This is a genomic window from Rossellomorea sp. H136, from assembly GCF_056838065.1.
The window spans coordinates 1,396,454-1,410,988 of the sequence record NZ_CM166371.1; the positions used below are offsets into that span (position 1 = coordinate 1,396,454).

The window sequence follows — 14,535 nt, forward strand, 5'->3', positions numbered from 1 at the left end:
AAATGGTAAAGCAGTCCTTTTCAATTAGTAGTTTCTCAATCAATCTTATTTTTTTAACAACAAATACATGAAATAAGGAGCCCCGATCAAAGCGATCATGATTCCGGCTGGAATGCCATCGGGTTCCAGGATATTACGACCGACTGTGTCAGCGAGTAATAATAGCCATCCGCCAAGCAGTATGGCAATCGGGATAAACATTTGATTGCGTGGTCCGACCAATGCTTTAGCAATATGGGGAGCCATTAATCCGATAAAGGCGATTCCTCCTGTGACCGAAACAGCCGATGCGGCTAAAGCAACAGCTACCATCAGCATGATGAAACGTTCACGATTGATGGAAACTCCTACACCTACAGAGACAGGTTCACTTAGTCCCAGAAGATTCAACATCTGAGATTTATAGATTGCAAATGGAATCAGAATCACCAACCAGGGTAGAAGCGCCCAGATAAACGGCCAGTCTGACCCCCAGATATTCCCCGCCAGCCACATGGCAATGAAATCCACTTTTGCCCGTTCGGCACTGGAGATGAGAATGATCATGAGCCCCGACAGTGCCATGGAGAATCCGACCCCTACTAAGACTAACCTGACAGGCTGAATCCCATTACGCTTACTATACGAAAACATATAGATGAGGCAAGCTGTAAGAAGAGCTCCTGCGAAAGCAACAACCGGCAACAGATACGCAAATGAACCGGCATCTATAGGGAAAAATAAAAAGAAAATGGCAATGGAAACTCCTGCACCGGAATTGATTCCGATAATACCTGGATCCGCTAAGTCATTACGTGTGATACTTTGTAAAATACAACCGGAAAGGGCCAGGGCCATTCCTGCCAAAATCGTAATGATGATTCTGGGTAAACGAATGGAAAATAGTATGAATTCTTCTTTAAATGACCCTTCACCTAAAATAGTAGGCAGTAGACGATCATATGAAACAGAAGAATAGCCCAGTCCAATACTAATAAATGTTGTTGCTGCAATAAGGATTAGTAGTCCAATAAGAAGTAATCGTTGTTTTTTGATCAAATCCGGATGTATCATCAGAAACCTTTCCCTCCTTTATGCACGATAAATAGGAAGAAAGGTAAGCCCATCATCGCGACGATCGCTGCCACAGGTGTTTCGTATGGGGCGTTGATTGTTCGGCCGAGCGTATCTGCGAGCAGCATGAATGTTGCTCCAAACAGGGTGGAGATGGGGATGATCAAGCGGTAATCTGTCCCAACCACAGCCCGCACAATATGGGGGATCATCAAGCCGATGAATACCATATTCCCGACAAGGGCAACGGCAGCGCCTGCAAGTAGAACTATCACGATAAACAGGATGGTTTTCACAATAGCAGTACGTTGACCCAGCCCGACGGCAACTTCCTCATTTAAACTTAGTATGGTTAGTTGTCTGGATAAAAAGATTGAAACTACAATACCGATTAAAATAAATGGAACAATCACTTGAAGCTGATTCCACGTTGTCCCGATCATTCCACCGGCCGTCCACATTGACACATCTTTGGAAAGCTTAAAATACAGACCGATTCCTTCAGAAATGGCAAATAAAAAGGCGGAAACGGCAGCACCGGCTAATACAATTCTAAAGGGAGAGAAACCGCCCCGTTTCATTGAACTGATACCGAATACCAACAATGCCCCTACAGCAGAGCCGATGAAGCAAGCAATCATAATGCCGTAGTAGCTGATAGAAGAAGAAAAGGCGAGTGCAACGGCTAATGCAGCGTTTGCTCCTGCTGTCAATCCAAGTAACCCCGGGTCTGCAAGGGGATTTCGTGTCATGCCCTGCATGATGGCTCCTGAGACGGCTAAAGAAGCTCCAACAACAATGGCGGCAACTTCTCTAGGGAAGCGGATCTCCCGCAGGATGGTCACCTTATCTCCGTCACCGGCAGGCGTCATGGCGAGCCAAACGTCCTTCACCGTTGTCTCCGCAGCCCCATACAACACAGATACAAGAAAAGCAGCAGCAAATAGGAAGGTGGTTCCGATTAATTTATAAATAAATGGAATTCGCTGATTTTGAGTTTTCATATACAATCATCTTTTCTTTATTGGAGTAGAAAGAAAGGGAATTCTTGTGATAAGAATCCCCTTTACGAATTAGTTGCCTAGAAATTTCTCTTTGAAGAAATCCAGCTGGTAATCAAGTGTTAATGGATCATTAAAGTAGAATTCCATCATGTTCACTTCATATACTTGGTTGTTCTTTACTGCAGGAATGTTTTTGTATGTTTCTGTTTCCATAAATGAGTTATCTGCTTTCGGATCTTTGCTTATTATCAGATAATCTCCGGCATACTCAGGCATAACCTCTGTTGAAAGAGCGAAATATCCAGGTTCCAACGCTTGTTCTTTTACATTTTCAGGCATCTTCAGGTCCATTTCCTGGTAAAGGATCTCGGTACCGCGACCCCAGTTGTTTCCATATACGTATAATTGCTTATTGAAGCTTTCAATAACGGAAACGGTTGTATCTTCTCCAATTTTCGCTTTGATGTCATCTCCGGCAGTTTGGGCACGCTTCTTGAAGTCATCCACCCATTCTGTCGCTTCTTTTTCTTTATTTAGTAGTTTACCAATTTCGATGTGCTGTGTTAAATAGTCTACTTTTCCATAAGTGTATGTAACAGTAGGGGCAATTTCATTTAACTTTTCGACATTTTTAATATTGGATAGACCGACGATTAAATCAGGATCAAGCTCAATGATTTTCTCCAAGCTTTCGTCGGTTACTTCTTCCACATCTTTTAATTCCTTATCCCAACGTGGATTCATTTTAGACCATGAGTCAACACCTACAACATCCACATCCAACGCCATGACGTTACCGGCAAATGAGGATAGGACGACTACACGTTGTGGATCTGCCGGTACTTCAACCGGTCCATTTTCTGATTGGTAGGTGATGGTATCAGAAGACTTCGTGTCCTTTTCTTTTGAATCCGAGCCTTCTTCTTTCGTAGAACTGTTGCCGCAGGCACTAACGAGCAGCACTAACAGCAGAGTAAACGGGATGAGCCATTTTTTCATGTTGATTTTCTCCTTTAAGTAAATTGTATGTGTAACACATTGGCTTGTTTGTTCGAGGGTCTCTACCTATCTCAGCATCGATTTGAAATACCTTTTTCAGGACATCATGGGTGATGACTTCCTCACAATTTCCGGCTTTCACGATTTCTCCTTCTTTTAGAGCAACGATATAGTCGGCAAATCGTGCAGCTTGATTTAGATCATGGAGGACCATCACAATGGTGCGTTCCTGTTCTCTATTAAGCTTTTGTAAAAGCTCTAAAACTTCCAGCTGGTGGGCCATATCTAAATATGTAGTTGGTTCATCGAGGAAGATGATATCTGTTTCCTGGGCGAGAGCCATGGCAATCCAGACTCGTTGTCGTTGACCTCCTGATAAGGCATCGACTTCCCTATACTTAAATTCCAGGGTTCCTGTCACTTCAAGAGCCCAGTTGATCACGTCATAATCTTTCTTCGATAGACGGCCCATACCTTTTTGATGAGGGAAACGACCATATGAAACCAATTCCCCAACCGTCAGTCCACTGGCACTCTCAGGGGTTTGCGGAAGAATCGCCATCTTCTTCGCTAATTCCTTTGTGTTCCCTTTAGAAATGTTTTCACCATCTAACAGGACGTTACCAGAGTGATGTGGGATGATACGGGTAATCGCTTTCAGTAAAGTCGATTTTCCACATCCATTCGAACCTATGATGGTTGTGATTTTTTTATCAGGGATGTCCACGCTTAAGTTTTTCACGATGAGGCGTTCACCGTAGCCAATGTTTAATTCGTTTGTATAGAGGCGAACCATATTAAGACCTCCATTTATAGATTAATAAAATGATAATGATTCTCAGTCTCGAACAACTTAAATACTATAATCCTTTTTTACTAATGTCAATAGAAATTTCTATTGTCAAAGCATAAAAAAAGATGTAGGATGTAATTGAGAATGATAATCAATTATATTTTGGTTACTCAAGGAGTGGACGGAAATGGATAATCACGAACTATTTGATGTGACAGTCATTGGGGGAGGTCCAGCGGGACTTTACTCTGCTTTCTATAGTGGACTTAGAGAAATGAAAACAAAAATCATCGAGTTTCAGCCATCATTAGGTGGAAAGATACATGTGTATCCTGAGAAAATGATTTGGGATGTAGGGGGACTCACTCCGATTCCCGGGGCGAAATTAATTGATCAGCTTGTTCAACAAGGATTGACTTTCGATCCGTCTGTCGTCTTGAACGAAAAAGTTGAATCCATTACACGCAATGAAGAAGGTATCTTTATATTAGAAGGTTCATCAGGGGAAAAGCACTACTCAAAGACGGTCATCATCGCAGTGGGAAGCGGAATCATCAACCCTCAAAAGCTTGATATTGAAGGGGCAGAACGATTTGAAGTTTCTAATTTAAACTACACAGTCAAGTCATTAAAAAGGTTTAAAGATAAGACGGTCATTATATCAGGTGGAGGGAACTCAGCCATCGATTGGGCAAATGAATTAGAACCCGTTGCGAAGAAAGTGTATGTTACCTATCGAAAAGAAGCATTGAACGGACACGAAGCTCAGTGTGCCCAGCTCATGAACAGCTCGGCCACCTGCCTGCTCAACACATCGATTACCAAGCTGATTGCGGCCGCCGATCACGAAGCTATTGAAAAGGTGCAACTGACCAATCATCAGACAGGAGAGGTTTCCTATTTACCTATTGATGAAGTAATCATAAATCATGGGTATGAAATAGATACTTCCCTGCTTAAAAATAGTTCATTGAATATCGACATGATCGATCAGTATTACATAGCTGGTACGACTACCAGTGAATCTTCAATAGAAGGTCTTTACGCAGCGGGTGACATCTTGAAACACGACGGAAAAGTGAACTTGATTGCAGGAGCATTCCAGGACGCTGCCAACGCAGTCAATAAAGCGAAGCAATTCATTCAACCTGAAGCAAATAAAGTCGCCATGGTCTCTTCCCATAACGAAGTATTCAAGAAGAGAAATAAAGAACTGGTCAGGCAGATGATGAAATAATGAATAAAGCTCCCTCCACATGTGAAGGGAGCTTTATTTATACAAATAGATCTTAATGTGCTCTTGTTTATCAATCGTGGCAAGTAATACATCATGCACGGTGACACTGTAAGAGATTTTGAGCTGATCATGCAGCCAGTGTTCATCCTTTTCCAGTTTCAGTAATAGAGATTGATTGATTTTCCTATCTTCAATAATAGGCATGGGAAGATCGAACCCCTTTGGAGATAGGGAAAGGTCCTTTTGAGTCACAGGCTGGTATTGTGGTTTGAGAAATACGGATATTTCTCCGCCAGTTTCCCACAGGGCCAACGCCACATTCTCAACTTCTTCCGTCTGCTGCTTTCTTAATTCAGACAAAAGGCTGTCTAAAGGTATTCGTGCTCTCTTGAGATTTTGATAAAGGATTTCCCCGTTATCGATCAATGGGATAGGGGAGGGGTCGAGTATTTTCCGTATGAAGGTTGAATGCATACTGAGGTATACCCCAATAAGATAAAGTGCCACTAATGTACCCATGGTGAGCATGGAACCTTTCAACCCCAGTCCTTCGTCAGATAATGGGTGAGCCATGATGTTCCCTATTAGGAGGGCCATAACAAAATCAAGGAATCTTAACTGTGAAATCGATCGTTGTCCCATTAATTTAGCTATGACAATTAGAAAGATGAATCCAAAAATAGCGCGTAATATCCATTCAAGGGAAGTCAATGATTCCTTACTCATAAAGAAATCCAAACGAACACGTCCTCACTTCTATCAACTGCCCTATAGTATCCCCAAAAGTTTCTTTCATAAAACAAAAAAGATGCCTACAAATGTAAGCATCTTTTGGAATTAAGCATTATATTGTTCAACGTTTTTATTGTGGGGTGAAACAGATTTCTTATTTACTAAGTATCCAATGAGTAAAACCCCAACTGTAAGACCGATTGTGATTAAATACGTAACCGGACCATGATGGATATTAAGTATATTTAAGAATTTATCGTCTCTGACAATCATTTCACCTGCTGTAAATGCTAGAATTCCTGCACCTAGATAGGCAATCCATCGATATTTTTCAAGTACTCTAACAATCGCTTTTGATCCGAATATCATAATTGGAATCGAGATGAATACGCCCAGGGCAATCATACCGATATGTCCATGTGCTGCACCCGCAACGGCCACCACATTATCAAGGCTCATGACGGCATCTGCGATAATGATGGTCGTGATCGCTTGTCTAAGGCCTGTGTGAGATTTAATATTGGCTTCTTCTTCACCTTCAACCAGTACTTTATAGGCGATCCATAAAAGAAGGAGCCCGCCGATCAGATGAACATAAGGAATTTTTAATAAGTAAACAATAATGGCAGCAAAGAAAATGCGCAGGATGACAGCTCCTGCTGTTCCCCAGAAAATCGCTCTGTTTTGATGTTCTTTCGGTAACCCTCTTGTTGCCATAGCGATGACAATCGCGTTATCCCCAGATAGTATGATATCAATTGCAATGATTTTTAATAGTGCAATGATAGCTCCGGATGAGATGGCAAGTCCAAGTGGAAATAAGAAATCCATATTCAGTTCCTCCTTGATTCTACTAAACTATGAACGAAACACTAACTAATCTATATTACCACAATTGATAGAATATTGAACTGCTATTATTTCTAAGGTGAATATTTCCAATTAGTACTAAATAATCAATGAAGGATAAGTATACCTAAATGATAGAAAAGCCCCATCTCTCTTTTACTATGAGATGGAGCTTTCTTTTTTGACATTTTTCTTTTAAATACGACATGAGTCAATTCCATGAACTTTATAAACAATATACCCACAAAGTTCCTTTTGCCGTTTATTTACGATTTATTTTATTAAGTTTCTGAATTTTCTATAATGAAAGCGTTATCAATAATATTCTAAGGGGGAAATGGTTGATGAAAATGAAAACAGGCATCATGGCTATTATTTTATCGAGTTTACTAGTTGTCACAACGGCGTGCGGAGGGGAGAATTCTGCAAGTAATTCTGAAAGTGATGGGGAATGGAGCCCGTCTAAACCAATTGAAGTCGTTGCTCCAGCAGGTGCCGGCGGAGGTTGGGATACGACGGCCAGGACCGTTTCAAAGGTAATGGAAGAACAGAAAATCATTGAAGAGCGCATGGCTGTAGTTAATAAACCAGGTGGTGGGGGCTCTGTCGGCTGGTCATATATTGATAGTAAAAAAGGAGATAACCACACGATGTTCGTTACGTCTCCACCGATGTTCTTTGTTCCACTTAATGGACAGTCGACATTGTCTCATAAAGACTTCACACCTATAGCCGGGGTGATTGCTGACTATGCAGCCTTTGTTGTAGACGCGGATTCACCTTTCGATACGATGAATGATCTTGTCGATGCATTAAAAAAGGATCCGACATCAGTATCCATTGTAGGGGTATCTTCACCGGGAAGCATGGATCATATGCAGTTCGTAAAAGCGGTTAAGGCAGCAGGTGTAGATGTTAAAAAGTTGAAGTATGTTTCCGCTCAAGACGGATCTGGAATGAGCATGCTCCTCGGAGGAAAAGTGGATGTGTACTCGACGGGCCTTGCGGAAGCTTCTGAACAAGCCCGTGCAGGTAAAGTGAAGGTTCTGGCGATAACAGCTCCCGAACGTTTGGAAGGAGATACGGTTTCAGAGTTCCCGACGTTAAAAGAACAAGGGATTGATGATGAATTTGTTGTGTGGCGTGGATTCTTAGGTCCAAAGGATATGGATCCCGATGCCGTTTCTTATTATGAGAAAGCGTTTAAAGACATGATCGAAACGGATCAGTGGAAGGAAATGCGGGACAAGTTTGGCTGGACGGACAACTACATGTCTTCAGAAGAGTTCAGTACCTTCCTGGATGAAGAGTACAAAGAAATTGAAGCATTAATGGAGGAAATCGGCTTGAAAAAATAATGGGGTCTGGAGCAGAAACATCTGCTCCTTCCTTTTCATGATTAGGAGTGAATCACATGAGGACAAAGCCAGATCGGATTATCTCAATACTTTTACTAGTTTTTTCCGGGATCTATTTAGCTCTCAGCTTTCAGCTTCCTGCATTTCCATACGCCATTATCGATAGTGATGTCCTTCCAAAAGGGCTTGGATTTCTGCTCATTATTTTAGCGGTTGTCCTGTTTTTCCAGGCGAAGGATGATACAGAAGAAGATAAGAAAAGACGTTATGTGAAAAAAGAAGATGTCATCATTCTAATATCAGTATTAGGAGCATTGCTCGTATATATATTTTTACTGGAACCGATAGGATTTTTATTATCTACTATTCTATTTTTGTTAGTTATCCCGTTTGTATTGGGATTCAAAAAGAAACTCACTACGGTATTAGTAGCCTTTCTATTTTCAGGCATCATGTATTATTCATTTAACTATTTACTCAACATTACTTTACCACAGGGGATTCTACCCTTTTAGGAGGTGACGGGCATGATTGAAAGTATTTTATATGGATTTCAAGTAGCTTTTACCCCGGAAAACTTATTTTTCGCATTTATCGGGGTATTGGCTGGAACGATTATCGGGATGCTGCCAGGATTGGGTCCGATCAGCGCCATTGCGATCATGATTCCCCTGAGTTATGGGATGTCTCCGGCTTCCGCCTTGATTCTGATGGCAGGGGTTTATTATGGTGCCGTGTTTGGCGGCTCGACTTCTTCAATTCTATTAAATGCGCCTGGTATTTCAGGGACAGTGGCAACAGCTTTTGACGGATATCCCATGGCAAAGCAGGGGAAGGCAGGCAAAGCACTCGCCATAGCCGCCATATCGTCTTTTGCGGGTGGAACAATAAGTGTGGTGGCACTTATGTTAGTGGCTCCTTATATGGCTAAGCTTGCCATTACGTTTGGACCAACTGAGTATTTCGCTCTGATGCTCCTGGGACTGACAGCGATATCCAGTTTATCTGAAGGGTCCACCAATAAAGCACTGATCTCGGCGACGATTGGATTGATCATTGCAACTGTCGGGATCGATCAGCAAACAGGTACACAGCGTTTCACATTCGGGAACCCGGGTTTATTAGAGGGAATCGACTTTCTGATCATTGCTTTAGGATTATTTGCATTATCCGAGGTTTGTCAGTTGATTATTTCGCGGAATGAAAATACATTGAAAGGGAAGAAGGCTGTAGGAAGTTTAAAGCTTGAGAAGAAGGAATTAAAGGAGATGGCAGGACCGATTGGCCGTCATTCCGTCCTTGGGTTTATTTTGGGGGTACTGCCTGGAGCCGGGGCAACGATCGCTTCATTCCTTTCCTATATTTCAGAGAAACGTTTATCCAAAGATCCATCTTCTTTTGGAAAAGGGAATATCAAGGGACTAGCCGCCCCAGAAACGTCCAATAATGCAGCGACAAGCGGGGCGTTCGTTCCCTTGTTAACATTAGGGATACCGGGTTCTGGAACCACTGCTGTACTGCTGGGTGCCTTACTTGTTGTAGGAGTGCAGCCTGGACCATTAATGCTTCAGGATCACCCGGACGTTTTCTGGGGAGTCATCGCAAGTATGTATATCGGGAATCTTTTTCTATTGATACTTAACTTACCGCTCATTCCGGTACTGGCAAAAATCTTATATATTCCGAAACAGCTGTTGATCGCATTGATCATTGTGTTCTGTTTAATAGGGGTATACGCAGTCAGCTTCAACACGTTCCATCTGTACTTGCTTGTAGGATTTGGCGTGTTAGGCTATTTGTTGAAAATGTTTAAATTCCCTGCGCCACCATTTATTCTGGCGTTTATATTGGGGGGGATGATGGAGCAATCCTTCAGACAGGCGATGACGATCTCAAACGGATCTTACAGTGTGTTTTTTCAAAGTAATATCACCATAGGATTACTGATCGTTTCATTCCTTTCACTTGTTCTCCCTACCATTTTAGGATTTATTAGAAGAAGGAAGGCCACGGAAAGTCAGGATCTGAAGAAAGAAGCATAATCAATAGAAAAGCAGTGAAGCCCCCAATGCCTCACTGCTTTTCTCTTATTCTTGAAAGAAATATTTTCTCTGAGGTCTCCCAACACCTCCATAGGTAAGCTCCACTTTGATTTTCTTTTGGGAAACAAGATACTCCAGATAGCGCCTGGCCGTTGTACGGGTCACGCCGACTTCCCCGGCCATTTCCTCAGCCGTATAGCCTAGACCGTGATCGGTGGTTCCTATCCTTTTGAGTATGGAATCCAATGTAATCGTATCAATCCCTTTCGGGGGGGATTGGACGATTTGAATATTACTCGTGCTTTTCTCTCTATTAAACAAGGTGTCCACTTCAAATTGATTTTCTACTTGAGAATCATTCATTCTCTCTTTATACTGTTGATATTTTAGTAGAGTATCCTGAAATCGGCTAAAGATGATGGGCTTCAGGATATAATCGAATGCCCCGCCACGGATGGCATTGGAAATATGTTCGGTTTCCTTTGCTGCTGTGACGAGGATGACATCTGTACTGCGATAATGCTTTCTGATCTCCCAGAGAAATTCACTGCCGGTTCCATCAGGAAAGTACACGTCAAGTAAGATTAAATCAGGATTAACAACAGGTAAGACTTTCTTGGCTTCTGCGATGGTAGTGGCGATACCGCCTACCTGAAATCTTTCCATTTGAGCGATGTACTGACTGTTGATCTCAGCTGTTTGAATATCATCTTCTATAATGAATACGTTCCACTTACGCAATACTTTCTCCCCCTAATGTTGCTTCGGAATACTTATCGTAAACAAAGCGCCCCCAAGTTCACTATTTTCCAATGTCATATACCCGTTCAGATGCTCCACACATCTTTGCACCAGGTGAAGACCGATGCCCCTGTCTTTGCCGGCTTTTGTAGAATAGCCCCTTTCAAATATTGAGTCTATATCCTGGATTCCTGCACCGCTGTCTTCTATTTCAAAAATAAAATCATCACCTAAATCAGTCATAAACAATTGAACCTGCCTGATATGCAATGGCTGGGATAAGACTTCTTCAAAGGCATTATCAAGAATGTTCCCAATGATGGTAATCAACTTTTCCTGCTGCACATCTATAAGTGGCGTTGTAATTGAGCTATCAGGATGAATTGAGAAAGAGACCTTCAACTCTTGAGACCGATTATATTTTCCAATAATCAGGCCAGCCAGGACAGGATCAGGAACCGCTTTCAATAGAAATTGAATTAAGTCTTCATATCCAGAGGATTCCTCCTGTATAAGGGCTAATGCCTCTTCGTGATGGTGAAGTTGAATGAGGCCTGCAATCGTATTCAGTTTGTTTCTGTATTCATGTGTCTGTGAGCGCAATATGCCTGCATATTCTTGAACCTGAGAGAGTTCTTTAGTGAGCTGATCGATTTCATCTTTTCTCCTGAAGCTGGCTACCACTCCGACGATTTCTTCCTCTTCAAAAATAGGGAGCCTGTTGACGATGAGGTCATGATGGTTTAATGAAATTTCATCATCCAGCTGGCTTTCTCGCGTTTCCAGAACATCCATCATTTTCGTATCGGGAATGACTTCTAAAATATTTCTCCCCCTATTGGAGGATTGATGATCAAGAGCCAGGATACTGTGGGCTTTAGCATTTATTTCCGTAATCGATCCATGTTGATCGATTGCAATGATCCCTTCCCGGACCGATTCGATGATGGCCCGCTTTTCCTTGAACTGCATGGCGATTTCAGCAGGTTCCAAACCGAAGATCGCTTTCTTGATTCCTTTCCCTATAAAAAAGGAGCCGATGATTCCGATCAATAGGATGATGGTGACGAGAATCAGTACCTTAGTACGATAGGGAATGACGATATCACGGATACTGTCTTCAAGAAATCCGACTGACACTACTCCAATGATTTCGTTTTGGGAGTTTCTTATGGGAACCTTACCTCTAACAGATGGTCCTAATGACCCCATTGCATGGGAAACATAAGATTCACCCCTTATTAAGGCTCTTTCATTGTCCCCACCGACCATCTTTTTCCCGAGCCGTTCAGGCATGGGATGAGAGTAGCGAACAGAGTCTCTATTGCCGACAACAATAAAGGTGGCCCCTGTTTCTTTTCGAATATCTTCTACTAAGGGCTGGATGATGTCTTCGGGCTGATTTGCATTAAATGCCTCGATGACAGCGGGCATCTTAGATACAGATTGTGCCACCGCCAGTGCTTGTTTCCCTTTCAAGTCCGTTAATGTATCGGACAACATCCTGAAATAGATGATTGATAGGGATAAAATCAATATTGAAAGAAGTGCTAATACAATAACGATAATCTTGGATTGAAGTGAGAACTTTTTCATTGCAGGTTCCTTCTTTTCGGAAAATTCTATTATTACTAGAATAAAAGAGTTGATTGGTTTGTACAAGGGGAGATGAGAATCTACTATAGTTTAGTTTCAAACATACAACACGTGGTATATGAAACATAGTACATGAAAGAGGAGGATTCAAACGTTTTGGCAAGCATCGTTACAATCGGAGCTATCATATTCATCCTGGTAAACTTAATTTATTTCTTTAAGGATAAGCATTTCAAGTACAGTTATTTTAGTACAACACTTTTTTATAAGCTGTTTTTTGTACTTCTCAGTATCATGATCGCATTTGCTGTACTCTATTATGCCCTTTCATTAGAGAGTCCGATGCTGCGTATCAGTTCACCAAGTGGCAAGCCGGTGGAGCATACGTTTCTCAATTATCTCTATTATAGCGGGGTGACGATCCTGTCTGTCGGGTACGGAGATTACATCCCGACAGGACATATCCGATTCTTTGCACTGCTTGAGGCTGCCATCGGGTTGCTGCTTCCTACGGCCTATTTTATGAAGGTTTTGGAGTCGAAGGGAAAAGAGAATAGGGAGAATGAATAGAAGAGAGGATCTGATAATGGTGTGAGCGAATACTTCACCAATGTCAGATTCTTTTTCTGTATCTTGCCAGCATATATCATCATGAATAGAATAGAGAGGGAATGAAGGGTTAAAAAGGAGTGGCCGTAATAAAAAAAATTAAGAAAATGATTTATATATTATTAGGTTTATTATTTATGGGATTAGGAATTGTTTGCATCGTGCTGCCCCTTATTCCAACGACTCCATTACTATTGTTAGCATCCTTTTTCTTTGTGAGGGGATCTGAACGTTTTGAGGTCTGGTTTAAAGGTACCAGTGTATATAAGAAGCATTTAGAAGGATTTATTCGTCATCGATCCATGACACTGCGCCAGAAGGTAACGCTGCTAATTTTTTCAGACATCATGATTCTCATACCGCTGATTTTATCGGATCGCATGATTGTGAAGGTGATCCTGAGTTTGATTATTGTATATAAGTATTATTATTTTATTTTTAAGATAAGGACTGTAGCAGTTCGGGAGTATTGATGATGATGGGGTCATGGAGACTAGTTAATTTATCTTCAAAAATAGCGTGTACCAGGTACAAATGACATCCATTGTACCTGGTACACGCTATGAGTCAACTCCATTACATCCACAAGCTAGGCTTCACGACCATAAACCACAGCATCGCGAGCAAGAGAATGAGATAAGTCCATACTGTTCTATTTAATTTCCTCACCAGCCATTCCCGGTTAGCATCCTTCTCTCCAAATTTTCGAAGTGTCGGTGAGAATGCTCTGGCGAGAAAGAACAGGGAGCAGAACATAATGACAAGGGTCATGATGATCCACGGTGTACTCCACGTCCAAGGTCCGAGTATAACCAGGAGAATTCCTGTTCCGACGAGAACATGCCCTGCATGCTTGGAAAGTTGGACCGTGAAGCGGAACGTGTCCAAGTACGAGGGAAGCACGTACTCAGAAGCCGACCGTAATTTTTTCATCATCGGCAATAGAATGAAAAATGGGCCGATGGAAGCCACGACGCTGATCACATGAAGATAGATGAGCGTTCTGTATAATAAATACTCCATCCGTTGTACTCTATTCGTTCACTAATGTGAATTCGTGCACCCATACTTTCATGCTCGGGTGCCATGGCATGCCTGGGTGATAAGAGAGGATGGCTTCTTTATATTCCTCTACCGATTGAAACCCTTCTTGTTTGGCGTGGTCATCTGTCAACTCACCAAGTGATTGGGAGTAGACGCTTTCTACTATGTATTTCTTTCCTTGAAGCTCCATGATTTCTCCAATATCAGCGTATCGTCCGTTTCTGCGGGTCGCCGTTTTTTCACCCTTAATCACTTTCTCAACGTCCTCAGTTTTAGTAACTAGACGGTCGATTGTACACGTTTTTGGCGGTAGTTGTTGATTTGTCATTTTACAAAACCCCTTTCGACCTTTAACTATAGCATAGTCCGGGTTTAGGAAGATGGTCTATTACAAAAATTGTTTCACGAATCGAATTTATTTTCTGGCAGGGAACTTCATGGGGTGCTATGATGGGTGAATACTAAATACAGAAAGAAG

16 protein-coding genes are annotated in these 14,535 nt (G+C 41.9%); 6 read left to right on the plus strand and 10 right to left on the minus strand.

Annotation, left to right across the window (positions count from 1 at the left end; all coding sequences use genetic code 11):
• Window positions 1–45 precede the first annotated feature (45 nt).
• The 4 genes from ACYH0O_RS06975 to ACYH0O_RS06990 form a co-directional block, all read right to left on the minus strand.
• Window positions 46–1,053 carry a FecCD family ABC transporter permease gene (locus ACYH0O_RS06975; protein WP_426891956.1) on the minus strand — a complete coding sequence of 336 codons (1,008 nt, stop codon included), beginning with the start codon at window positions 1,051–1,053 and terminating at the stop codon, window positions 46–48.
• Complete coding sequence (locus ACYH0O_RS06980; RefSeq protein ID WP_482631756.1) at window positions 1,053–2,057, minus strand: FecCD family ABC transporter permease; 1,005 nt, start codon at window positions 2,055–2,057, stop codon at window positions 1,053–1,055. The genes ACYH0O_RS06975 and ACYH0O_RS06980 overlap by 1 nt, the downstream gene beginning before the upstream one ends.
• 69 nt (window positions 2,058–2,126) lie before the next feature.
• Complete coding sequence (locus ACYH0O_RS06985; protein ID WP_482631757.1) at window positions 2,127–3,056, minus strand: iron-hydroxamate ABC transporter substrate-binding protein; 930 nt, start codon at window positions 3,054–3,056, stop codon at window positions 2,127–2,129.
• Window positions 3,007–3,852 (minus strand): ABC transporter ATP-binding protein, encoded by an 846-nt coding sequence (locus ACYH0O_RS06990; RefSeq protein WP_149157479.1) that lies wholly within the window; start codon window positions 3,850–3,852, stop codon window positions 3,007–3,009. The genes ACYH0O_RS06985 and ACYH0O_RS06990 overlap by 50 nt, the downstream gene beginning before the upstream one ends.
• 184 nt (window positions 3,853–4,036) lie before the next feature.
• Here ACYH0O_RS06990 and ACYH0O_RS06995 point away from each other — a divergent pair, with 184 nt between their 5' ends.
• Window positions 4,037–5,086 carry an NAD(P)/FAD-dependent oxidoreductase gene (locus tag ACYH0O_RS06995; protein ID WP_482631758.1) on the plus strand — a complete coding sequence of 350 codons (1,050 nt, stop codon included), beginning with the start codon at window positions 4,037–4,039 and terminating at the stop codon, window positions 5,084–5,086.
• Window positions 5,087–5,119: 33 nt separating this feature from the next.
• Here the strand turns inward: ACYH0O_RS06995 and ACYH0O_RS07000 are convergent, their stop codons facing one another.
• Both ACYH0O_RS07000 and ACYH0O_RS07005 read right to left on the minus strand, forming a co-directional pair.
• Entirely contained in the window at window positions 5,120–5,824 is a 705-nt protein-coding gene (locus ACYH0O_RS07000; protein ID WP_482631759.1) for a DUF421 domain-containing protein, read from the minus strand.
• 99 nt (window positions 5,825–5,923) lie between these two features.
• The gene (locus ACYH0O_RS07005) at window positions 5,924–6,649 is read right to left on the minus strand and encodes a TerC family protein (RefSeq protein ID WP_482631760.1); all 726 of its coding nucleotides are present in this window, start codon (window positions 6,647–6,649) and stop codon (window positions 5,924–5,926) included.
• Between the two features lie 368 nt (window positions 6,650–7,017).
• On the opposite strand from ACYH0O_RS07005, the gene ACYH0O_RS07010 reads away from it, so the two are divergent.
• The 3 genes from ACYH0O_RS07010 to ACYH0O_RS07020 are packed head-to-tail and all read left to right on the plus strand — an operon-like array spanning window position 7,018 to window position 10,067.
• Window positions 7,018–8,025, plus strand: coding sequence for a tripartite tricarboxylate transporter substrate binding protein (locus ACYH0O_RS07010; RefSeq protein WP_482632517.1), 1,008 nt, complete (start codon window positions 7,018–7,020; stop codon window positions 8,023–8,025).
• Between the two features lie 56 nt (window positions 8,026–8,081).
• Window positions 8,082–8,540, plus strand: coding sequence for a tripartite tricarboxylate transporter TctB family protein (locus ACYH0O_RS07015; RefSeq protein ID WP_482631761.1), 459 nt, complete (start codon window positions 8,082–8,084; stop codon window positions 8,538–8,540).
• 12 nt (window positions 8,541–8,552) lie between these two features.
• Window positions 8,553–10,067, plus strand: a complete 1,515-nt coding sequence (locus ACYH0O_RS07020) for a tripartite tricarboxylate transporter permease (protein WP_482631762.1) — start codon at window positions 8,553–8,555, stop codon at window positions 10,065–10,067.
• A gap of 45 nt (window positions 10,068–10,112) precedes the next feature.
• On the opposite strand, the gene ACYH0O_RS07025 is transcribed toward ACYH0O_RS07020, so the two are convergent.
• Complete coding sequence (locus ACYH0O_RS07025) at window positions 10,113–10,808, minus strand: response regulator (RefSeq protein WP_482631763.1); 696 nt, start codon at window positions 10,806–10,808, stop codon at window positions 10,113–10,115.
• Between the two features lie 12 nt (window positions 10,809–10,820).
• Window positions 10,821–12,404: an ATP-binding protein gene (locus ACYH0O_RS07030; protein WP_482631764.1), complete on the minus strand. Its 1,584-nt coding sequence runs from the start codon at window positions 12,402–12,404 to the stop codon at window positions 10,821–10,823.
• Window positions 12,405–12,560: 156 nt separating this feature from the next.
• Between ACYH0O_RS07030 and ACYH0O_RS07035 the strand changes: the two genes are divergently transcribed.
• Window positions 12,561–12,974, plus strand: coding sequence for an ion channel (locus tag ACYH0O_RS07035; protein ID WP_482631765.1), 414 nt, complete (start codon window positions 12,561–12,563; stop codon window positions 12,972–12,974).
• A gap of 119 nt (window positions 12,975–13,093) precedes the next feature.
• Complete coding sequence (locus tag ACYH0O_RS07040) at window positions 13,094–13,486, plus strand: DUF454 family protein (protein WP_482631766.1); 393 nt, start codon at window positions 13,094–13,096, stop codon at window positions 13,484–13,486.
• 103 nt (window positions 13,487–13,589) lie between these two features.
• On the opposite strand, the gene ACYH0O_RS07045 is transcribed toward ACYH0O_RS07040, so the two are convergent.
• The gene (locus ACYH0O_RS07045) at window positions 13,590–14,036 is read right to left on the minus strand and encodes a hypothetical protein (protein ID WP_482631767.1); all 447 of its coding nucleotides are present in this window, start codon (window positions 14,034–14,036) and stop codon (window positions 13,590–13,592) included.
• A gap of 10 nt (window positions 14,037–14,046) precedes the next feature.
• Window positions 14,047–14,385, minus strand: coding sequence for an ASCH domain-containing protein (locus tag ACYH0O_RS07050; protein WP_482631768.1), 339 nt, complete (start codon window positions 14,383–14,385; stop codon window positions 14,047–14,049).
• Window positions 14,386–14,535: the final 150 nt, after the last annotated feature.